General features: G+C 60.3%; 20 protein-coding genes and 1 tRNA gene. 2 read left to right on the plus strand and 19 right to left on the minus strand.

Annotated features, from left to right (window positions below):
* Window positions 1-9 precede the first annotated feature (9 nt).
* The 6 genes from DF196_RS11700 to DF196_RS11720 form a co-directional block, all read right to left on the minus strand.
* On the minus strand, window positions 10-1,581 hold the full coding sequence (locus DF196_RS11700) for a DUF3631 domain-containing protein (RefSeq protein WP_109057979.1): 1,572 nt from the start codon (window positions 1,579-1,581) through the stop codon (window positions 10-12).
* Window positions 1,578-2,153 carry a hypothetical protein gene (locus tag DF196_RS11705; protein WP_109057980.1) on the minus strand — a complete coding sequence of 192 codons (576 nt, stop codon included), beginning with the start codon at window positions 2,151-2,153 and terminating at the stop codon, window positions 1,578-1,580. The genes DF196_RS11700 and DF196_RS11705 overlap by 4 nt, the downstream gene beginning before the upstream one ends.
* Complete coding sequence (locus tag DF196_RS11710) at window positions 2,150-2,377, minus strand: helix-turn-helix domain-containing protein (RefSeq protein ID WP_109057981.1); 228 nt, start codon at window positions 2,375-2,377, stop codon at window positions 2,150-2,152. Before DF196_RS11710 ends, DF196_RS11705 begins: the two co-directional genes overlap by 4 nt.
* 155 nt (window positions 2,378-2,532) lie before the next feature.
* On the minus strand, window positions 2,533-2,991 hold the full coding sequence (locus tag DF196_RS13310) for a hypothetical protein (RefSeq protein WP_146194752.1): 459 nt from the start codon (window positions 2,989-2,991) through the stop codon (window positions 2,533-2,535).
* A 30-nt stretch (window positions 2,992-3,021) separates the two neighbouring features.
* Complete coding sequence (locus tag DF196_RS11715) at window positions 3,022-4,365, minus strand: tyrosine-type recombinase/integrase (protein ID WP_109057982.1); 1,344 nt, start codon at window positions 4,363-4,365, stop codon at window positions 3,022-3,024.
* 172 nt (window positions 4,366-4,537) lie between these two features.
* Window positions 4,538-4,610 (minus strand) — tRNA-Arg (locus tag DF196_RS11720).
* Between the two features lie 219 nt (window positions 4,611-4,829).
* Here DF196_RS11720 and DF196_RS11725 point away from each other — a divergent pair.
* Window positions 4,830-5,456: a CYTH domain-containing protein gene (locus DF196_RS11725; protein WP_109057983.1), complete on the plus strand. Its 627-nt coding sequence runs from the start codon at window positions 4,830-4,832 to the stop codon at window positions 5,454-5,456.
* Window positions 5,457-5,578: 122 nt separating this feature from the next.
* Here the strand turns inward: DF196_RS11725 and DF196_RS11730 are convergent, their stop codons facing one another.
* From DF196_RS11730 to DF196_RS11740, 3 genes are all read right to left on the minus strand, one after another.
* Window positions 5,579-6,556, minus strand: coding sequence for a tetratricopeptide repeat protein (locus tag DF196_RS11730; protein ID WP_109057984.1), 978 nt, complete (start codon window positions 6,554-6,556; stop codon window positions 5,579-5,581).
* Between the two features lie 85 nt (window positions 6,557-6,641).
* Window positions 6,642-7,679: a DUF8094 domain-containing protein gene (locus DF196_RS11735; RefSeq protein WP_109057985.1), complete on the minus strand. Its 1,038-nt coding sequence runs from the start codon at window positions 7,677-7,679 to the stop codon at window positions 6,642-6,644.
* Window positions 7,676-8,869, minus strand: a complete 1,194-nt coding sequence (locus DF196_RS11740) for a hypothetical protein (protein ID WP_109057986.1) — start codon at window positions 8,867-8,869, stop codon at window positions 7,676-7,678. Before DF196_RS11740 ends, DF196_RS11735 begins: the two co-directional genes overlap by 4 nt.
* 81 nt (window positions 8,870-8,950) lie before the next feature.
* Here DF196_RS11740 and DF196_RS11745 point away from each other — a divergent pair, with 81 nt between their 5' ends.
* Window positions 8,951-9,937, plus strand: a complete 987-nt coding sequence (locus tag DF196_RS11745) for an FKBP-type peptidyl-prolyl cis-trans isomerase (RefSeq protein WP_109057987.1) — start codon at window positions 8,951-8,953, stop codon at window positions 9,935-9,937.
* A gap of 194 nt (window positions 9,938-10,131) precedes the next feature.
* On the opposite strand, the gene nucS is transcribed toward DF196_RS11745, so the two are convergent.
* From nucS to DF196_RS11795, 10 genes are all read right to left on the minus strand, one after another.
* Entirely contained in the window at window positions 10,132-10,947 is an 816-nt protein-coding gene (gene nucS / locus DF196_RS11750; protein ID WP_109057988.1) for an endonuclease NucS, read from the minus strand.
* Window positions 10,948-11,225: 278 nt separating this feature from the next.
* Window positions 11,226-11,519, minus strand: a complete 294-nt coding sequence (locus DF196_RS11755) for a F0F1 ATP synthase subunit epsilon (RefSeq protein WP_109057989.1) — start codon at window positions 11,517-11,519, stop codon at window positions 11,226-11,228.
* The gene (gene atpD / locus DF196_RS11760) at window positions 11,519-13,006 is read right to left on the minus strand and encodes a F0F1 ATP synthase subunit beta (RefSeq protein WP_109057990.1); all 1,488 of its coding nucleotides are present in this window, start codon (window positions 13,004-13,006) and stop codon (window positions 11,519-11,521) included. The genes DF196_RS11755 and atpD overlap by 1 nt, the downstream gene beginning before the upstream one ends.
* Before the next feature lie 9 nt (window positions 13,007-13,015).
* The gene (locus DF196_RS11765) at window positions 13,016-13,936 is read right to left on the minus strand and encodes a F0F1 ATP synthase subunit gamma (RefSeq protein WP_109057991.1); all 921 of its coding nucleotides are present in this window, start codon (window positions 13,934-13,936) and stop codon (window positions 13,016-13,018) included.
* Between the two features lie 3 nt (window positions 13,937-13,939).
* Complete coding sequence (gene atpA, locus DF196_RS11770; RefSeq protein WP_109057992.1) at window positions 13,940-15,568, minus strand: F0F1 ATP synthase subunit alpha; 1,629 nt, start codon at window positions 15,566-15,568, stop codon at window positions 13,940-13,942.
* An 80-nt stretch (window positions 15,569-15,648) separates the two neighbouring features.
* A complete protein-coding gene (locus DF196_RS11775; protein ID WP_109057993.1) occupies window positions 15,649-16,479 on the minus strand; it encodes a F0F1 ATP synthase subunit delta in 831 nt (276 codons plus the stop codon).
* Between the two features lie 46 nt (window positions 16,480-16,525).
* The gene (locus DF196_RS11780; protein WP_109057994.1) at window positions 16,526-17,047 is read right to left on the minus strand and encodes a F0F1 ATP synthase subunit B; all 522 of its coding nucleotides are present in this window, start codon (window positions 17,045-17,047) and stop codon (window positions 16,526-16,528) included.
* Window positions 17,048-17,136: 89 nt separating this feature from the next.
* Window positions 17,137-17,367, minus strand: a complete 231-nt coding sequence (gene atpE, locus DF196_RS11785) for an ATP synthase F0 subunit C (protein ID WP_109057995.1) — start codon at window positions 17,365-17,367, stop codon at window positions 17,137-17,139.
* A 116-nt stretch (window positions 17,368-17,483) separates the two neighbouring features.
* Window positions 17,484-18,293 (minus strand): F0F1 ATP synthase subunit A, encoded by an 810-nt coding sequence (gene atpB, locus DF196_RS11790; RefSeq protein WP_109057996.1) that lies wholly within the window; start codon window positions 18,291-18,293, stop codon window positions 17,484-17,486.
* A 466-nt stretch (window positions 18,294-18,759) separates the two neighbouring features.
* Window positions 18,760-19,800: a homoserine O-succinyltransferase gene (locus DF196_RS11795; protein ID WP_109057997.1), complete on the minus strand. Its 1,041-nt coding sequence runs from the start codon at window positions 19,798-19,800 to the stop codon at window positions 18,760-18,762.
* Between the last annotated feature and the right edge of the window lie 117 nt (window positions 19,801-19,917).

Consider the following 19,917-nt stretch of genomic DNA (forward strand, 5'->3'; position numbering starts at 1 on the left):
TCACTATGCTCATAGGTTCACACCTCGCTTCGTTAGTTCGTCGGAGGTTTTATTGAGCCACAGCCCGGTGTTCTTAACCTTGCGAATAGCGAACAGCTGAGCTATCGAAAGCGCGGCCCAATTCTTCACATCGGCGGTGGTAATCAGGCTAGCGGCCCATTGCTCCAAGTCGGGCGTCGCATCGGCGGAAGACTCGAACACATCAGAGGGCCTGTCCGCATTGGAGCCCTTACTCTCATATAAAGTGTCCGATGCGTCCTTTCCGGCCAAAACGTCCGGCAGTTCGGGTTGCTGACTTTTGTTTACCCCCTCTCTAAAAGTGTTCGACATGTCCACAACGTCCAGCGCATTCGGCCTCGGTGGCCCTAGTTTCAACGTCTCCCATATTCTCAGGGCCTTCCACGCTTGAGAAAACGCCGAGAACCGATAACCACGTTTGGTATGGCCACGGTTGCGGCTCGCTTCTACACCGGCCTTCTTCAACATCGATGCCAAACGCTTCGTGGTCAGACGCCCGAAACTTCCTACTTGTTCGCTGCCCCATTGCTTCGGATTACTAGCTGCAAGGGCATCGCACATCTGCTGTGAACCGACAAATGGCATTGAAGCCCACTGACTCGCCCACAATCTCGCGATGTCTTTCAGCAGAAGAATGTGCGGCGAATCATTGGCAAGCCCCATGTCGGCATCCATTTTGGCTTGTTCCACGTACTCGGCGGACAAGCGGCGCACTACGTCAAGCCATTCGCCGGATTGCGTTTGAGCAATGCGGGCCAGCGGTAGCCATACTTCTTTATATCGTCCCTTGACGATATCAGGCAATATAGGACGCAGCTTGATAGACTCTTTCGCGATTGCCGCCCAATTGTCCAGATCGCGCTTCAGGTCAAGAAATTCCTGATCATTCTCGATTATCTCCCAGTCAGTTTCTTCTACCTCGTCGTTCGGATAGAGGAACACTTGGATACACCGCTGTTTTGTATCCGCCGAAAGGTCAGGGTTATTGCCTGCGAATGCAACAGGCGCATAGGTACTCTTACGTACCACCTTCCAACCGTGATTCTTATCCGGTTCCTGAACAGTACGGCTGCCTCCTCGCTTGTAACCGGTGTTTACTACGGCGATGAAGTCAGCAGTCAGGGGGTTATCCTTGCGCAAGCTCCTATCCGCCTCGTCTACAAGCAGCACATAGCCCTGATCGGCCAAGTTGGCAAGCAAGGACGCCGAACTGATTGCACTCAGCATTTCAGATTTCGCACACAAGTGCGCAATCCATTCCAGCAGTGTGGTTTTGCCCGCACCCGGTATGATGCTTGTAATCAACAGGCGTGGCGTCGTGTACATTTCGCGGTAAACTCGCGCGTGCATAATCCACAGGGCAAGTATCCTCAGATTGTCGTCCGATGTGCCCACGTGATTCTTCAGCATGCGGAATATACGGTCGGCAATTCTGCTGGGGTCGAAACTCTGTCCACCATCGCTGGACGTTTCGGTCGGGTAGGACGCATTGGACACATTATGCGAAGTAGCGCCGAACAGGTCGTCCTCCGGTCCCATATCTACGGTCGTATTCTCGATCATGCCACCACCTTCCACCCGTCGGCGAGCGCCGCCGCAATCTCATCCCAAGGCGCACCCGCCTGATTTGCGATGAACTTCAGGACGTTGTCACCCGTATAGTTCAAAAGTCGGGCGCTCGCTGCCATGCGTTGCCGTATGCAATGGAGGTCTTGCCGGTTGCGGGTCGGCAGTAAGCCGAGCGTAAGCACGCTGTCGATCATCACGTCGGTTTGGTTGGTGCGGATAAGCTTGTGACCGCGCTTTGGAAATGGGCCGGTAGTGAGCGTTGTCCGGGCGTCGGCGCACAGCAGCATGGCGGCTTGCAGCATCCTTAAGGCGGGGAGATCGTTGTTTTTAGCGGTGAACGCTATTGAAGTTGGTGCAATCCATGTAGCATATGAGCACATGGTCAGGCAGCGGGCCGTGCCGATGGCGTCGTGGGTGACGGTCAGCTTGTAGAGGCCATAGGCGGCCTCCAGTAGATAGTCGGTGGTGGCCTGAAGCACGTAGCCGGGCGCATTAGGGGCGAAATTCTCGCCTAGAATGGTAATTGACTTCCCCGCCCCGACATTAATCATGTTGGGGTTTCTCATTTTGCACTATCCTTCAGCACGGCTGCGTTTGCCGGGACTGCAAATAATGCCTCAACTGATTCGAGATCAATTAGGACTCGTCTTGGCGTAGGTTTGTAGTACTTCAGGATTCCTGAATACATCAAGTGCTGCACGTGCCGCTTGCTGCAACGCATTAAGCTTGCAGTTTCTGCGATAGTGAGTACTTTTGGAATATTAATATCTTTGCGTACGCTGACGCTCATGATACTCCGATCATGCCATCACTGCGTAGCAACTCACAATGTTTTTTACCCCTCCGCACCAGTGGAATACCAGCACCGGTCACATGGAGAATTCATACCATGCCTCTAGGTAGTATCGGGGAAGCTATGTGAATAATAGCACAAATGTACGAAGATTAGTGCAACTTGGCTAATATCTCTGTCAGAGAAACCGAAATCCACTCATTGTTCTTGTCATTTGGACAAATATCAATATGCTCGTCACCCGACATTTCATCTACGCCTTCAATGACAAAATAGCATTCTGCATAAGCGGGGGTTTCTTTCCCCGTCACGCAGATTCTTCGTCTGGCTCCAAATGCTCGCCCACTTTTTCTTACACGGTCGGTATGCCATTCCCCATCTTCAAAAGTGTTATCCAACCGTGTACGACTATTTTTCACCAGTTCCCTAACCTGCTTCGGCGCAGTTAGTTCAGTTAAATGAATTGCAAGTTCTCTCTTACTAGCCCCGAAACAAGCTTCCAAGGCAAGTTTTTTATTCCTGACGTATTTTCTATAAAGAACTGCTTTCTGTATCTTCGCTTCCGTGATATAGCTTTTAGCGTCTTCAGATCGTTGGATTCGCCATGCCATGGCCCATAATATCCTTCCCACAACGCAACATCATTGCGAAAACGTTGCAAGCTCGGCTTCCAATATCTGCCTTTTGGAGTCTAGCTGCTCCAACTCAGCAATTACTTTATTTAATTCGTTGCGCACGACTTCTTCAGTACGCTTCGGCTCAATAAGTTTTTCAAATGCCTTATTCCCCAGCTCTCGAACTCGCTTTTTGTCTGCTCGCTGATAATGTTTTACCCCTACGGCTACATCACGTCGGCGCGTTGCAGCCATATAGTCTTTTGCGTTTTCTGCATCGCGCGAAATCTGAGTATCATACGTGGCGCGCAATGTATGAAAATGCAAGTCGGAACGCCCAGCCTTTTCACGCGCTTCGGCAAATTGCTTTCGAAGGGTGTTCGGGCTTAATATTGAAGACCGCTTAGCCGAGATCAACATCGCCTCCGGACTGCTTGCGTTCGCGTACTTCTCTACGTGTTCTTTCAGCAAGTTCACCATTCCTTCAGGAATGGGCATAGCATCATTAGATGCAGCGTTTTTTGTATCCGCAAGACGCAATGGCCCTGTATCATTTTCTCCACGCCCTAGGCTATGGCGAACGCGCAACAGGCCATGTTTGAAATCTATATCGCATACTCGTAATGCACAGACCTCGCTGATACGCAAACCAAAAGCGGCGCCCAAGTAGACTGCAATTCTTGAATATTCGGGCATACTCTCATATATCACCCTTATTTCATCTTTCGTAGCTACGGGAATCTTCGCTTGTTCGCTATCAGGCACTTTGGGAAGAGGAATGCCTTCGCAGGGATTTTTAGAGATCAACGCCGGCCGCTCTTCGGTTTCCAATAGAGCCTTACGCATAATGGTACGCATTTCTTTCATGGCGCGCTGTCGAGCAAATGGGCCATATTGTTCCAGCCATTCAGAACATGCGCGAATATCTTTACTTGTGATATCGCGTATCAGCATATCTTTGAAGAAATCCGTTAGGTGTTTTACCGCTGTCTTCTTTGCTCGCATTGTGTCAGGGCGAACGGCTTCACCGGTAGCGGCATTTCGGTACCCTTCTAGATATCCTTCAGCGAAATCTTTGAATCTTACCGTCTTGTATCGCTCCAGCTCCTTGCGCTGCTTTGATGGCACATACGGCAGTCCTAGAGACGCCGCCTCATCCATACGACGAATCTCTTCCTTCAGCCAACTGCTAGCTTGCTCTTTTTGTCCGACTTTAAAAGACTTCGTAATGTACCTACCGGGCCTATTGGGGTCAAGCACCTTCGCTCGATACCCAGTCAGCTTTCCGTTTCGGTTTATCTTTGATATACCGCCACGGCCATTAATCGAGTTAGAACCTCTTGCGGCGCGTTTGGATGTTTTAACAGTCATACACACCTCCGGCCTATGTACCTAAGAATGTACCTAAGTGTTTCATAATCCGTCGTTTTCTGACATAAACCGTCATCTACTATGATACCGCACAACAGCCCATAAACCCAATAAAAATAACGGTTTTGCGTATAGAAAAGGGGCTCTGAATATAATTCAGAACCCCTTAGAGTGGGCCCAAAGGGGATCGAACCCTCGACCTTCTGTTCCGGAGACAGACGCTCTATCCACTGAGCTACGGACCCAGACAACTTCACTACTGTACACCACGCCCGGCCGGCCCGCACCCACCGGTCCGCCATTCGCAGTGATTTCACAGGTTCAACGAGGCCCATCGCGCAGAACAGCACGAGATAGCGCCAACCACCGCGTGGAATAGGCCCGCCGGCACGCCCCGACTGCAAACCGTTGCAACAACGATTGCAAACCCCGCAAATCCCCGCGCTTCGCCCTACAATGGGGCTATGTCGGAACCTACAGATGACTTCGAATACGAGCGCCGCTTCTTCTGCCGCGAACTGCCGGCGGAATATGACGACGGCGATGCCCCGGCGCTCATCATTCAGAGCTACTACGTGTACACCGACAATTACGCCTTGCGCGTGCGGCTGCTCTCGCACAGCATACAGATGGATATGACGCCCGATTTGGACCCGATCGCCGTGCTGGAGGACAACCGCGAGCGCTTCTCCGAGGCATACGTCACCGTCAAAGGCCCGTCCGTGGGCGGCACGCGCTATGAGGTGGAGCGCGAGATCGATACGCGCATCGCGGTCGAACTCGTCAAGCGCGGCGGCAGGGTGGTCATCAAGAACCGTTATTCCGTGTGGATCGCGGAGGACGGCTGGAGCGTGGACGTGTTCGGCGGCCCAAACGCGCCGCTCGTGGTGGCCGAGGCCGAGCGCGCCACACCCGTCACCAATCTGACGATTCCGAAGTTCTGCATCACCGAAATCACCGATCAGCCTCGGTTCAACAACGACGGACTCGCCGAGCGGCCGTTCGGCGAATGGAGGGATGACTTCGAGAGGGAGCTGGCCAAGGACGGCCCTCACTTCCAGCCGTATTTTGGAAAGAACCGGATGGCGTAGGCCGGCCGGGGACTCCCCTCAGTCGCTACGCGACAGCTCCCCTCAAAGAGGGGAGCCCATGCTTCCATGGCAATGTCCTCAAGGAAGGGAACCCATCGCACGGCACAGCCGGAAGACACGCCTCAGTACATCAGCGTGGCGAGGCGACGACGGGCGCGCTTCAGGCGCTCATCGGTCGGCTCGGGGATGGCGAAGTACTCCAGCAAACGCTTGCGCACCTCGTCCAGGTCGGCCTTGTGCCCGGCGGCGAGGAAGTCCAGCAGACGGTCGAAGGCGTCCTGAATCTGGCCGCCGATCATGTCGATGTCGGCCACGGCCAGCTGCGCCTCGACGTCGTCCGGGGCGGCGGCCGCGGCGGCGCGCACCTCACGCACGTTCGCCTGGCCGGAGCGGGCCAGCAACAGCGCCTTGGCGCGTTCGCGAGCGGCAAGCGCATCGTGCGGGTCGGATTCCAGCACGCGAGCATATTCGGCGGCCGCACCGGCGTAATCGCCCTCCTCGGCCAGACGATGGGCCTCGGCGTGCTCGGGCGGCACCTGATCGGCACCCGCACCGGCGGCACCGGACGCACCGGCGGACTTGGCCGCATCCGAATCAGGGTCGCCGGAGTACGGGGCGGTGCCGCTCACACCGGCCTGCGCGGCGGCCTGGATGATCTTCGGAATCACCTCGTCGCACAGCTGTTTGATCTCGTCGTCGCCCGGCAACCCCTGCAGCAGCGGCATCGGACGGCCGCCGATGAGCGCGAACAGCGCGGGCGCGCCCTGCACCTGCAGCGCCTGGGCGATGGACGGGTTCGAGGCGATGTCGATGCGGGAGAGCTGGATCTTGCCGTCCAGCGCGTTCACCGCGTCGCCCAGCGCGCGGGCCATCGGGAAGAGACGGTCGTCCGTGGGCACCCACAGCAGCATGAGGATCGGGAACGTGGCCGAGGTCTGCACCATGGCCTGGAAGGTGTTCTCGTTGGTGTCGATCACATAGCCGCCGGCCGCGGGAGCGCCGCCCGCCTGCCCCGGTTCGGCCTTGACCTGATGCTTGAGGGCCTCCAGATCCACTGCCCCTGCCAGGGACACTCCGGGATGGAACTGCTGATCAGCCATACTTGCCTCCACAAATGCTTACAAATACAAAAACGGTGCCGGAACCGATTGTAGTTCCGGCACCGCAAGTACGCGGCGGATACGCTCAGAGCGCTTCGACCTTGACCGGCTGGCGGTCGGCGCCCACTGCGGTGACCTGCGCGTCGGCCCCGCCGGCCTTGGGGATGTACAGCGCCACCACGTTCACGTACGTCACCTGCATGGTGCTGGTGTACTTGTCGCTGTTGTACAAGGCCTTCTCGTCGTCCGAGGCGGGCTGCGATTCGCGGCCGTCGCCGGCCTTGCGCACCCATACGGAGTTGATGCGGCCCACCACCAGCTCGCCGCCCTCGGCCGAGCGCATGACCCACATCTGGTCGGGCACGGCCTCGAAGGTCTGCTGCTGGGTGCCGTTGTTGCGTTCCATGCCGGCCTGCACGTCGGCGGCGGTCTTGGCCAGGTTCTGGCGCAGCAGGTCGTCCGCGAACTTGGAGGCGTACTGGCTGTTCGAGCCGTTCTGCAGCACGTCCGCATACTGGGTCAGCGCGTCGGCGGCGGTCATGACCAGGCCGCTGTCCTTGGCCGAACCTTGCTTGGAGCCCAGCGTGGGAATCTCGAACTTGGGCAGCTGCGCGCCCTCGAACAGGCGGGCCATCGCCACCAGCTTGTAGTTCTGGCGCGCGGACGCCTGGTTCATCACCAGCAGACGCTTGGACTGCTGGTCCGACGTGGTGGTGGTGATGGTGAACACCGAGCGCGGCCAGCCGTCATCGGTGGGAATCACGACCTGCGCCACGTCCTTGGGGATCACGGCGAACTTGCTCAGGGAGCCGGTCTTCTGCGCCACGGTGATCTGGCTGCCGCGGATCTCCAGCTGCGGGCCGCCCATCACGGCAGCGAGCTGGTCCACGCTCTTGGCCTGATCGGCCGCGTCGATGCCGTCGAGAATCGCCAGTCGGATCTTCTTCTCCTGCGCTTCGGTCAGGTCCGGCGTGGCCTGGGTGGACGAATCGGCCACCGGCGTGGGCAGCTGACCTTCGCAGGCGGCCAACGGGGTCACCATCGCGGCGACGGCGAGCGCGGCGACGGCGAGCCTGCCCCACCGCGCGAATGGCGCACGTGCGAACGTATTCGTCTTGCTCATCGGTTCTCCTCCTGTCCATCGCCGTTCGCATCACCGCTGTTGTTGACCTCCTGGGCCAAGCGGGAGAAGTACGCCTGCAGTTCGTCGGGCGTGATCACCGAAGTCGATTCGGCATCGGTGTTGACGGCAGGCAGCGGCGATGCGCCGGTCTGGTCGGATGCGGCCGGTGCCGCGGACTGCTGGTCGGCGACCAGGTTGCGGGAGGCGGGATCGATGATGGTGGGCGACTGTGCGACGGATTCGTCGGTGCCGGACTGCTCGCTGACGGCCGGCGTGGCGCCGCGGCGATGCGAGGCGTGACGACGACGCTTGCGACCGGCGGCATCGCCCGAAGCCGGGTACGACGGGGCCACGGCTCCGGAAGCGGCCCGTTCGGCACGCTCGGCGAAGGACAGCCCGGCCTCCACGACCTCATGGGCCACGCCTTCGATCACGCGCTTGTTGCGGCGCTTGTGCGGCGGCATGGCGAACACGGAGGCGCACAGCACGGCGATGATGGCCAGCAGTCCGCCGGACAGGTAGAACGGCATGGCGAAGTCCGGCACTTCGGAACGAACCCAGTTGAGCTTCACGGTGGCGTCCGCGTTGCCTTCGCCCAGGTCCACGATGGCCACGGTGGAGCCGGTGGCCTTCTTCACGTTGAGCGTGGCGGAACCCGTACCGCACTTGACGGAGGTCCACAGGTCGGAGTCCTTGAACGCCACCTCGGCGGTCGCGTTGGCGGATGAATCGGACGAACCGGACGAATCGGAATCGGACGACGAACTATCCGAGCTGCCCGAGCCGGAGCCGGCACGCTCGGTGCTCAGCGTGGTCCACGAGCTCAGCCCAGTGATCCGCTGGTATGCGTCCGAACCGACCCAGCCGGTCACATCCTTGGCGGGGCCCAGCGCCACGCACGTCTGGCCGGATGAGGATCGTGATTCCACGGTCAGCGTCGTGTTCTGGTCGAGCAGGTCAAGTACGCCCGGATCGGTGATGATGTATTGCGAACCGGTGATGCTGGCGGAAGCGGTGATTTCGGTGGACGGCTTCCAGATCGTGGCATTCAAAACCCCCAGCACGATCGAGGCCACCGCAAGAAGTCCGAAGATGGGCGTCACCACGCCGCGCATGATTGTGGCATGCCGAGTAGGACGCTTTGGCTTGGCGTCCTGGTTCGGCTCTGTTGTCTGTTCTTCAGCACTCATAACGTTCCCATTCTACAATCTTCACCTCTTGATTACTCAAAACAGGCTGAAAATCAGGGTTTGCCGGTAGGGTGGTGTGTCATGCGCAAGTCTTCCCTGACCAAGAATACGGTCTCTTTCCTGACCAAGTCCGCGGCCCTCGCCTGCTCGATGATCATGTGCGTCTCGCTGGCCGCCTGCTCGTCGTCCTCATCCTCCTCGGACTCCAAGGATTCGTCCAAGTCCTCGTCTTCTTCCTCCTCCTCGTCCTCCGGTTCGGAGAAGAACCAGATCGCCGGCGTGACCGCCACCGGCAAGCTGGGCGAGAAGCCCACCATCTCCTTCAAGGCCCCGATGACCGTGTCCGACGGCTCGTACGTGGTGCTGCAGAAGGGCGACGGCGACGTCATCGAGGACGGCGACCGCGTGTGCTCCCAGGGCATCGCGCTGAACGTCAAGGACGGCACCGAGCTCATGGACACGTGGACCAAGAACACCCCCGACTGCTCGATGGTGGTGGATTCCTCCACGCTGAACTCCACGTATTACAACCAGATCAAGGGCGCCAAGCTCAACACCACCATCGGCTTCGGCGTGAACGACGAAAACTCGTCCGGCTACTCGTACATCCTCGCGATGACCTTCGTCTCCAAGTCCAAGGACTACACCAAGGCCACCGGCGAGAAGGTCGAGGACGTGCCCGCCGACCTGCCGAAGGTCACGCGCGCCAAGAACGGCAAGCCCTCCATTGACATGAACGGATACAAGGGCAGCAGCGAACTGGTGGTGCAGCCGCTCATCAAGGGCTCCGGTGCCAAGGTGAAGGAATCCGGCTCGGTCAAGGTGCAGTACACCGGCTGGCTGCTGGACGGCACGCAGTTCGATTCCTCCTGGGACAAGGGCCAGGCCACCGAGTTCGCGCTGAGCGACGTGGTCAAGGGCTGGAGCCAGGGTCTGGCCGGCCAGACCGTCGGTTCCCAGGTGCTGCTGGTGGTGCCGCCGGACCTCGGCTACGGCGACAAGGCCACCGGCTCGATCCCGGCGAACTCCACGCTGGTCTTCGTGGTCGACATCCTCGCCACGTACTGATCCGTTCTGATAGGACTTGGCCCCCTCTGACGAGGGGGCTGTCTCGTGAAACGAGACTGGGGGAGAGAAGCGGCGGCTTGCCGCGGGAAACAGCATCGGTCATAGGCCGATTCCTTCATTCCGGCGACTGCGTCGCGATCTCTCCCCCAGTCAGCTTCGCTGACAGCCCCCTCGTCAGAGGGGGCCAAGTCATATCAGAACAGTCTCAACGAATCGTCCTCGGTGCCCTTCATGTCGTCATAGTCAAGGATGAGACACGTGAAGCCGCGGTCCTTGGCAAGCACCTGGGCCTGCGGGGTGATGGTCTGCGCGGCGAAGATGCCGTGCACCGGAGCCAGCAGCGGGTCGCGGTTGAGCAGCTCGCAGTAGCGCGTGAGCTGCTCAACGCCGTCGATGCCGCCATGACGCTTGATCTCCACGGCCACATGCTCGCCGTCGGCGTTGATGGCCATGATATCCACCGGACCGATGGCCGTGGGATATTCGCGGCGCACGAGTTTGGCGCCCTTGCCGATGCGTTCGATCTGCTCGGCCAGATACCGCTGGAGATGGTCCTCCACGCCGTCCTTGATAAGGCCCGGATCCACGCCCAGGTCATAGGACTGGTCGGAGTAGACGTGGTACAGCGTGACCTCCAGCACATCCAAGCCCTTGTCCGAGGTGACGCGCAGCACCTTTTCCACGTGTTCGGCGGATTCAATGGAGTCGGCAGCCGCCCCTTCGGCCACAACGGACTCTTCCAAAGACGAGGTATCCGCATCGGCCCCCGCTCCCCCGCTCGTCAGGGCATCGGACGACGCATCGTCCTCGGGAGCCTCAGACGTCTCCGGCGTGATCTCGCGGATCGTACACGGTGCCGCCATCCAGTTGAGCGGCTTATACGAGCCCAGTTCGGAGAAAATCAGCAGGCTGGAATCGGCCTTGATGAGCAGCACGCGCTTGGCCGGGGGCAGCGAGGCGTTGAGTCGGCCGGAATACTCGGCGGAACAGTCGGCAACAATGATTCGCATAGGCCACCACTGTAACGATGCCGCATAACAAGTCTCTTTCGGGCTCCCCTCAGTCAGCTACGCTGACAGCTCGTCCTGCAATTAATGACGAACTTCGTCCGCGTTTTGTTGGCTCGACTGTCGTCTCGCACATCGCCTACAAACAGCTCTGCTGTTTGCTTCACGGCAATGTCCTCAGTGAGAGGAGCCAGAAAAAACGAAAAGGCTCCCTTCGGGAAAACCCAAAGGGAGCCTTACGAGCCAAGACACGGCTCAAAGGAAGCTCAAGCGAGCGACACTCACTCCTGACCGGAGTACTGCACGTCGTGGCCGCGTTCGACCGCCACGGTGAGCTTGTTCGAGTCGAAGGAGATGAATCCGTCGGTCACCTCGAACATGTGGCGAACGCCATCGGGCTCAACCACGGTGAGCGTACCCTGCTTGATCACCGTGAGCACAGGCTCATGGTCCGGCAGAATGCCCATGCCGCCTTCGGAGGCGGGGATGGTCACGCTCGACGCCTCGCCGTGCCACACCGGGTGGTCGGCGGCGACGATGTTGACCTTCATCGTGGTCTTTTCCGATTCAGCCATCACTCACCAAGTTCCTTCTGCATGTTGTGCCACTTCTCCTCGAGGTCGTCGATGCCGCCGATGCCGGAGAACGCCTGCTCCGGGACGTCGTCGTACACGCCGTCGCAGATGCGGGTGAAGGCTTCGATGGTCTCGTCGGCCGGCACGTAGGAGCCGGGGCGACCGGTGAACTTCTCGGCCACGTAGAAGTTCTGGCCGAGGAACTGCTCGATGCGGCGAGCACGGTTCACGGTGGTCTTGTCTTCCTCGGAGAGCTCGTCGATACCGATCAGGGCGATGATGTCCTGCAGCTCCTTGTTACGCTGCAGAATCGCCTTGACGCGGTTGGCGCACTCGTAGTGGGCCTGGCCCACGTAACGCGGATCGAGGATTCGCGAGGTGGAGCTCAGCGGGTCCACGGCCGGGTAGATACCCTTGGATGCGATGTCACGGGAAAGCTCCGTGGTGGCGTCCAGGTGGGCGAAGGTCGTGGCCGGGGCCGGGTCGGTGTAATCATCGGCCGGCACGTAGATGGCCTGCAGCGAGGTGATGGAGTGGCCTCGCGTGGAGGTGATGCGCTCCTGCAGGGCGCCCATCTCATCGGCCAGGTTCGGCTGGTAGCCCACGGCGGAAGGCATACGGCCCAGCAGCGTGGACACCTCGGAACCGGCCTGCGTGAAGCGGAAGATGTTGTCGATGAACAGCAGCACGTCTTGGTTCTGCACGTCACGGAAGTACTCGGCCATGGTCAGTGCGGTCAGCGGCACGCGCAGACGGGTACCCGGCTGCTCATCCATCTGGCCGAAGACCAGGGCGGTCTTCTCAAGCACGCCGGCCTCGTCCATCTCACCGATCAGATCGTTGCCCTCACGGGTACGCTCGCCGACGCCGGCGAACACGGACACACCGCCGTGGTTCTGGGCCACGCGCTGAATCATCTCCTGAATCAGCACGGTCTTGCCCACGCCTGCACCACCGAACAGACCGATCTTGCCGCCCTGCACGTACGGGGTCAGCAGGTCGATGACCTTGATGCCCGTCTCGAACATCTGGGTCTTGGACTCCAGCTGGTCGAAGGCCGGCGGGTTGCGGTGGATGGGCCAGCGCTCGGTGACGGTGATCTGCTCATCCGGCTTCTTGTTGAGGATGTTGCCGGACACGTCGAAGACGTGGCCCTTGGTCACGTCGCCGACCGGCACGGAAATCGGGGCACCGGTGTCGTACACGGCGGCGCCGCGCACCAGGCCGTCGGTCGGCTTCAGGGCGACGCAGCGCACGGTGGAGTCACCGAGGTGCTGTTCGACCTCAAGGGTGATCTCGGTCGACTTGGCTTCGCCTTCCTCCTTGGCGCCGGTGTTGACGATGGTCACGTGGAGGGCGTTGTAGATGTCGGGCATATGGCCGACCGGGAACTCAACGTCGATAACCGAACCCTGGACTCGGGTGACGCGACCGTGAACCGGCTCGCCGTTGGTCTCGGAAGCCACAGTGGTCTGATTCTCAGCCATAGTGCGTTCCTACTCTTCCTTTGTGTTCAGCGCATCAGCGCTGCCGATGATTTCGGTAAGTTCCTGGGTGATCGAGGCCTGACGCGAAGCGTTGAGCTTGCGGGTGAGGTCGTCGACCAGATTGCGTGCGTTGTCCGTTGCCGTGTGCATGGCGTTCTGGCGGCTTGCGGTCTCGGAGGCCGCGGCGGTCAGCAGGCACTCGTGGATACGGGACTGGACGTACTTCGGCAGAATCGCGTCCAGCACCTCGTCCAGGCTCGGCTCGAAGGAGTACAGCGGGGAGATGTCCTCCGCGGCCTTCTCGTTCTCCGGGTCCGGGACCTTGGCTTCGTTCTCCACGATCTCCACGGGCAGCATGCGCAGCACGCGCACCTTCTGGACCACCATGTTGATGAACTCGGTGAAGACGATGTAGAGTTCGGAAACTCCGCCCTTCTCCGCCGGCTTCATATAGGCGTCCATCAGTGTGTTGGAAATCGTCTCGGCGATCTCGACGCCGGGCTGGTCGGTGTCGCCTTCCCATGTGGCCGCGACGTCGCGGTTGCGGTACTTGTAGTACGTCGAACCACGACGGCCGTACACGAACAGCTCCGGCTGCTTGCCATCCGCCTCGAGGCGGGCCAGCAGCGATTCCGTTTCACGGATGATCGAAGAGGTGTACGGGCCGGCCATGCCACGATCCGAGGTGAGGGCGAGAACAGCCACGCGCGGGTTGCTCTCGTCCTTCACCGCGATCGGATGCGTGATATGGGTATGTGCCACCAACGCTTGCACGGCATCGAAAATCGCATCGGTGTACGGCTTCGCGTTCAGGGCCACGTCACGGGCCTTGGCGATGTGCGAAGACGCGATCATCTCCTGGGCGTTGAAGATCTTCTCCAACGACTCGGTGGAGTGGATGCGTGATTTCAATGCGAGTTGCGAGCCCATGGCTTACTTCTCTCCCGCCACGATCTTTTCCTGCTCGACCGGAGCGGCCTTGGACGTGTCGGGCTTCTTCTCCACCAGCGGCTTGCCGGCGGAGGTGACGAAGGTGGCACGGAAGGCGTCCACGGCCTTGCCGAGTGCAGCCTCGGTGTCGGCGGTGAAGTCCTCGGTCTCGCGGATGGTCTTGAGGATATCGGTGTTGTGGTCGAGGTAGTCCAGCAGACCCTGCTCGAACGGAAGCACGTCGGCCAGCTCGAGGTCATCGAGCTTGCCATGGGTGCCGGTCCACACGGACACGACCTCCTGCTCCATCGAGTACGGGTGGAACTGCGGCTGCTTCAACAGCTCGGTCAGGTGGGCACCACGGGTCAGCTGGGCCTTGGACGCCGCATCCAGATCGGAGGCGAACATGGCGAAGGATTCCAGCGAACGGTACTGCGCCAAGGAGATCTTCAGCGTACCGGAGACCTTCTTGAGAGCCTTGGTCTGTGCGGCGCCACCGACTCGGGAGACGGAGATACCGACGTCCACGGCAGGACGCTGGTTGGCGTTGAACAGGTCGGACTGCAGGAAGATCTGGCCGTCGGTGATGGAGATCACGTTGGTCGGGATGTAGGCGGACACATCGTTCGCCTTGGTCTCGACGATCGGCAGACCCGTCATCGAGCCGCCACCGAGGTCATCGGAGACCTTGGCGCAGCGTTCGAGCAGACGGGAGTGCAGGTAGAACACATCACCCGGGTAGGCCTCACGCCCCGGCGGACGACGCAGCAGCAGGGAGATCGAACGGTAGGCTTCGGCCTGCTTCGACAGATCGTCGAAGACGATGAGCACGTGCTTGCCGTTGTACATCCAGTGCTGGCCGATGGCCGAGCCGGTGTACGGCGCGATGTACTTGAAGCCAGCGGAATCGGAAGCCGGGGAGGCCACGATGGTGGTGTACTCCATGGCGCCGGCGTCTTCCAGGCTCTGCTTCACCGAGGCGATGGTGGAGCCCTTCTGGCCCACTGCCACGTAGATGCAGCGCACCTGCTTCTTCGGGTCGCCGGATTCCCAGTTGGCCTTCTGGTTGATGATGGTATCGATCGCGATGGCGGTCTTGCCGGTCTGGCGGTCGCCGATGATGAGCTGGCGCTGGCCGCGGCCGATCGGCGTCATTGCGTCGATGGCCTTGAGGCCGGTGGACAGCGGCTCGTCGACCGGGTGGCGGTGCATCACGTCCGGAGCCTGGGCTTCGAGGATGCGGCGGCCTTCGCTCTTGATCTCGCCGAGGCCGTCGATCGGGTTGCCCAGCGGGTCGACGACACGGCCGAGATAGCCGTCGCCGACGGGCACGGAGAGCACTTCGCCGGTACGGCGCACTTCCTGGCCTTCCTCGATTCCAGCGAAATCGCCGAGAATCACCACGCCGATTTCACGGGCGTCAAGGTTGAACGCCAGGCCGAGCGTGCCGTCTTCGAACGTCAGCAGCTCATTGGCCATGCAACCAGGCAATCCCGTCACGTGGGCAATGCCATCGCCTGCCGTGGCGACATATCCCACTTCCTGGGTGGGGGTGTCGCTCGGCTGGTAGGACGAGACGAAGTCGTCCAAGGCCTTGCGAATCGAGGCGGGATCGATGGTCAGTTCTGCCATGATCACTCCTTCTATTGGTTATTGTTCAGTCAAGTCTTTGCTTGTGTTCCGCTGCGCGGATGGGCCGGGAGCCGGTCCGCTCAGTTGGTGTCCGCCTTCACGGTACGGTGCAGGTTCTGCAGCTGTGCGACCACGGTGTTGTCCGTGACCTCGTCGCCGACCTGGATGCGCATACCGCCCAGGACCCTCGGGTCCACCACGGAGTTGATGTGCACCGGACGTCCGGCCTTGGCCGAGTAGACCTTGGTCAGTCGCTCGATCTGCTCCTTCTTGAGCGGGGTCGCGGTGGTCACGGTGACCATGGACTCGCCCATGTGGCGGGAGAACTTGTTGATGAGCCACTGGATGGTCTCCAGGTAGCGGCGGCGACGCAGGTTGCAGGTGGCGTGTTCGGCCAGGCGCATGGTGATCTTGTTCAGGCCCTTGCCGTCGAAGATCTCACGGAACAGCTTCACGCGGGATTCGCTGGTGGCCTGGTCGTCGTACAGCTTGGCACGCACGACCGGCAGCGTCAGCAGCGCGGAGTGCAGCTGGGACAGCTCGATGGACACCTGCAGCGTGGCGTCGGTGGCGTCGGCGTAGTACATCATGGCGTCCACACCGAAGTCCTCCACCGCGTTGGCGATGTCTCGCGCACGGCTCCAACGACGGGAGACCAGATCGGTCATGATCTCCAGGGTCATCGGATGCTCCGCGCCCTTGAACAGCTCCTTGAGCACCGCGATCTTGTCGGCCACCGGCCTGGAGGGGTCGGTCAGCGCTCGTTCCAGCGGAAGGTTGCGGTCGAGCGCACCGGTGATCTTGAACAGTTCGTTGCCGATCCGCCATGCATCCTCACGGGTGTCACGCAGCTTCGGGGCGAGCGAGTCACGCGACTCGCGGTCTGCAATACGAGATGCCTCTCCTCGCATGGTCACCTCCCTTTCTGGTTACGGATGTTCCTGACGATGTTCACAGTCACTTCTTGGCGTCCAGGTCGTCGAGCAGCGAGTCGATCATCGAGGACTGCACGTCGCTGTCCTGCAGCTTGGCGCCGAGGATCTTGCCGGCCAGGGCGGTGGCAAGCGCGCCGACCTCGCCCTTGAGCGAGACCATGGCCTGCTGCTGCTGGGACTTCAGCGAACGCTGGGCGTTGGCGGTGATCTGGGCCGCATCGGCTTCGGCGCGGGCACGGGCATCGGCCACGATGTGGGATGCCTCGGCGCGGGCGTCGTCGCGGATCTTGGCGGCCTCCACGCGGGCGGTGCTCAGCTGGGCCTCGTACTTGGCCTTCGCCTCGGCGGCGTCCTTCTGAGCCTGCTCGGCCTTGGCGATGCCGCCTTCGATCTTGGCGGCGCGCTCATCGAACACGGCCTGGAACTTCGGCATGAAGAACTTGTAGAAGAACACCGCGATGATCAGCAGGATGATCAGCGACCATACGATGTCGTAGACCTTGGGGATGAACAGATTGATTCCGTCTTGCTCCGCGAAAGTCATTGTCGTTCTCCTTTCATTGCTTCGTTTCCGTTGTCATTCACGATTCCGTTGCACCATCACGCCGTACGGATGCGGCGCAACGGCAACGATCAACGGAAGATGAAGCCGGCGACCAGACCGAGGAGGGCCAGAATCTCGACGAATGCCAGACCCAGGAACATCAGGGTCTGCAGACGGCCGCCGAGCTCAGGCTGACGAGCGGTGCCTTCGATGGTCTTGCCGATCAGGATGCCCAGACCGATGCCAGGGCCGATGGCGGCCAGGCCGTAGCCGATTGCGTTGAGATTACCAGCGACCTCAGCGAGGGTGATGATATCCATGGGTTTTTCCTTTCTGGTTTTTCTTCTATACGAAGGAAATATTGAAAATCTTGTGGTTTGGAGCGATGCGTTCCGCGAGCGGCCCGGTGTTCGGGCGCGTGCTCAAGCGGTTGCGGTCACTCGGCCTCCGGGTAGCTCATGTTGATGTATGCGGTGGTCAGCATGGCGAAGATGAAGGCTTGCAGGGCGGCGACCAGGATCTCGAACAGGGTCATGGCCAGGCCGGCGGCGAAGGTGCCCACGCCGAGGATGGACCACAGCTTGTTCGGGATTTCGATGAGGAACCACTGGGTCGCGGCGAGGCACACGGCCACGGTGATGTGGCCGGCCACCATGTTGGCGAAGAGTCGCAGGGTCAGGGAGACCGGGCGGATCACCAGCAGCTCGAGCAGCTGAATCGGGGTCAGCAGGATGTAGATGGGAGCCGGAACGCCCTTGGGGAAGAGCTCGTCCTTGAGGAAGTGGCCGAGACCCTTCTCTCGTGCGCCGGCGATCCAGTACTGCACGAAGCACCAGCCGGCGAAGACCAGCGGCATGGTGATCGTGGCGGTGGCTGCGATGTTGAAGCCGGGGATGATGCCGCACAGGTTGAACACCAGAATGGTGAAGAACATGGTGGTAATCATCGGCAGATAACGCTGGCCACGCTCCTTGCCCATCACCTGATAGACGATCTGGTCACGCACGAACTCGATGACCCATTCGATGGCGCCCTGCCAACGACCGGGAATCAGCTTCGCACGTGCGGCCGAGACGCCCAGGACCACCAGCATGATCGCCGTGGCGATGACGCGCACCATGATGATGCGGTCCATGGCGAACGGCGTGCCGGGGAAGATGATCTGGGGAAGAAGGAAGTCGTCGGTGGTCGGGAATTCCGGACCATCCGCGGCCAAAGCAAGCCCGCTGAAAAGGGCATCGTTCATTCTCACGCCTCCTGCTTCTTCAATGTCAGGTGTCAGTTTAGACCAGCGGAATGGCCGAATGTGACGTTGCGGTTACTTTCGCCATTCCACTCCGGGGTATGCCATGCGTGGACTGGAGTCGACGCTGGGCATTCGACTCCGAATGACTGAAAGGTGATTATTGGCCTGCGTTGGGACAAAGTCAACGCCCACCGGGCGTGTCCGGCCTGAGCCCTACTGCCGTAAGGGATTTATGGTTTTGTTATCTTTCGATTCCGTATTAGACGGTTGCGTGCGAGGTGCCGGGTTTCGTTCATTCGATAGTCCGCATAATGGACATGTCAGTGTCCGAGTTGCGGTCAATTTCGAACCGACGAACCAACATTTTTCCTGTCCGATTCGTGGACACCCTCGACCGCGACGCGGCAAATTCCGGCAAAGCGCAAAAAACAAGGCTCCGTCAAACCGACATCGGCCGAAGGGAGCGCTACTTCCCCTGAATCACCCCATACCCGTCATGCATGAACGGCGCGAAGTTGTCCTTACGCGGGCCGCCGGGCAGATGACGAATCGACCGATCCGTGCCCAGCTTCTTCTCGGCCCTGAGCTGCGGCACCTCGGTCAGGTCGTATGGCGTGGTCTGGTACACCCAGTTCAGCCAGTTGCGCCATAGCAGGTTGCCGTGCGCGCGCCAGCTGAACAGCGGTTCCAGGGACGGGTCGTCGTGCGGGAAATAGTTCTGCGGGAACGGCACGTTGGTCATGCCCTTCTTCATGTCGCGCTCATATTCCTCCGCGAGCGTGTACTTGCCGTACTCCCAATGGCCCAAGGCGAACACCTCGGAGAAGTCGCGCGTGGCCACCAGACCGGGGCCGGACTGCGGGCCCCAGGTGAGCACCTGAAGTTCCTGCTTCTTCAGGGCCAGATCGGCCTCGTTCACGCCGGCGAGGCGGGAATGCGGCTGGAGCGCAATCTCGTCGAAGCCATTGGTCAGGAAGCAGTATTCGTCCTGCAGGTACTGGGGGAAGACGCCGAAGATCTTCTGCGGGTAGTCCACCTTGCGCACACCGTAACGGTAATAGAGTGCACCCATGGCACCCCAGCACAGATACATGGTGGAGAACACGTGGGTGGAGGCCCAGTCAAGGATGGTCTTGAACTCCTCCCAGTAGTCCACCTCCTCGAACGGCATGTGCTCCACGGGGGCGCCGGTCACCACGAAGCCGTCGTAGTAGTTGTCGCGGAAGGCGTCGAGCGTTTCGTAGAACTTGACCAGATGATCGGCGGAGACGTGCGTGGCCTCGTGGGTGGAGGTCTTCATGAAGTCCACTTCCACCTGCAACGGGCTCTTCGAAACGAGACGCAGCAACTGGGTCTCGGTCTCGATCTTCTTGGGCATGAGATTCAGGATCACCAGTTTGAGCGGGCGGACGCGCTGACGCTCCGCCTCGGGCTTCTCAAGCGCGAAGATACGCTCCGAGTCGAGGATGTCACGGGCCGGCAGGCCACTGGGGATCTTGATAGGCATGCTCCCATTATGTCCTTCCGCCGGATATGTCGCATGCAGGCGACGTGCCTCACGTTTTTTGAGCGCGTAGGGTGTGGTGGTGCCTCATCGGGAATGAGCGCGAACGGTATCGGTCCT

This window comes from Bifidobacterium callitrichidarum, assembly GCF_003129905.1.
Taxonomy (GTDB): domain Bacteria; phylum Actinomycetota; class Actinomycetes; order Actinomycetales; family Bifidobacteriaceae; genus Bifidobacterium; species Bifidobacterium callitrichidarum.

Bases quoted from the DNA above. Each gene is read 5' to 3' on its own strand.
- DF196_RS11715 (WP_109057982.1), bottom strand. From the start codon at position 4,365: ATGACTGTTAAAACATCCAAACGCGCCGCAAGAGGTTCTAACTCGATT.
- DF196_RS11795 (WP_109057997.1), bottom strand. From the start codon at position 19,800: ATGCCTATCAAGATCCCCAGTGGCCTGCCGGCCCGTGACATCCTCGAC.
- DF196_RS11780 (WP_109057994.1), bottom strand. From the start codon at position 17,047: ATGACTTTCGCGGAGCAAGACGGAATCAATCTGTTCATCCCCAAGGTC.
- DF196_RS11730 (WP_109057984.1), bottom strand. From the start codon at position 6,556: ATGGCTGATCAGCAGTTCCATCCCGGAGTGTCCCTGGCAGGGGCAGTG.
- DF196_RS13310 (WP_146194752.1), bottom strand. From the start codon at position 2,991: ATGGCATGGCGAATCCAACGATCTGAAGACGCTAAAAGCTATATCACG.
- atpD (WP_109057990.1), bottom strand. From the start codon at position 13,006: ATGGCTGAGAATCAGACCACTGTGGCTTCCGAGACCAACGGCGAGCCG.
- DF196_RS11745 (WP_109057987.1), top strand. From the start codon at position 8,951: ATGCGCAAGTCTTCCCTGACCAAGAATACGGTCTCTTTCCTGACCAAG.
- DF196_RS11755 (WP_109057989.1), bottom strand. From the start codon at position 11,519: ATGGCTGAATCGGAAAAGACCACGATGAAGGTCAACATCGTCGCCGCC.
- DF196_RS11705 (WP_109057980.1), bottom strand. From the start codon at position 2,153: ATGAGAAACCCCAACATGATTAATGTCGGGGCGGGGAAGTCAATTACC.
- atpB (WP_109057996.1), bottom strand. From the start codon at position 18,293: ATGAACGATGCCCTTTTCAGCGGGCTTGCTTTGGCCGCGGATGGTCCG.
- atpE (WP_109057995.1), bottom strand. From the start codon at position 17,367: ATGGATATCATCACCCTCGCTGAGGTCGCTGGTAATCTCAACGCAATC.
- nucS (WP_109057988.1), bottom strand. From the start codon at position 10,947: ATGCGAATCATTGTTGCCGACTGTTCCGCCGAGTATTCCGGCCGACTC.
- atpA (WP_109057992.1), bottom strand. From the start codon at position 15,568: ATGGCAGAACTGACCATCGATCCCGCCTCGATTCGCAAGGCCTTGGAC.
- DF196_RS11725 (WP_109057983.1), top strand. From the start codon at position 4,830: ATGTCGGAACCTACAGATGACTTCGAATACGAGCGCCGCTTCTTCTGC.
- DF196_RS11775 (WP_109057993.1), bottom strand. From the start codon at position 16,479: ATGCGAGGAGAGGCATCTCGTATTGCAGACCGCGAGTCGCGTGACTCG.
- DF196_RS11710 (WP_109057981.1), bottom strand. From the start codon at position 2,377: ATGAGCGTCAGCGTACGCAAAGATATTAATATTCCAAAAGTACTCACT.
- DF196_RS11765 (WP_109057991.1), bottom strand. From the start codon at position 13,936: ATGGGCTCGCAACTCGCATTGAAATCACGCATCCACTCCACCGAGTCG.
- DF196_RS11700 (WP_109057979.1), bottom strand. From the start codon at position 1,581: ATGATCGAGAATACGACCGTAGATATGGGACCGGAGGACGACCTGTTC.
- DF196_RS11735 (WP_109057985.1), bottom strand. From the start codon at position 7,679: ATGAGCAAGACGAATACGTTCGCACGTGCGCCATTCGCGCGGTGGGGC.
- DF196_RS11740 (WP_109057986.1), bottom strand. From the start codon at position 8,869: ATGAGTGCTGAAGAACAGACAACAGAGCCGAACCAGGACGCCAAGCCA.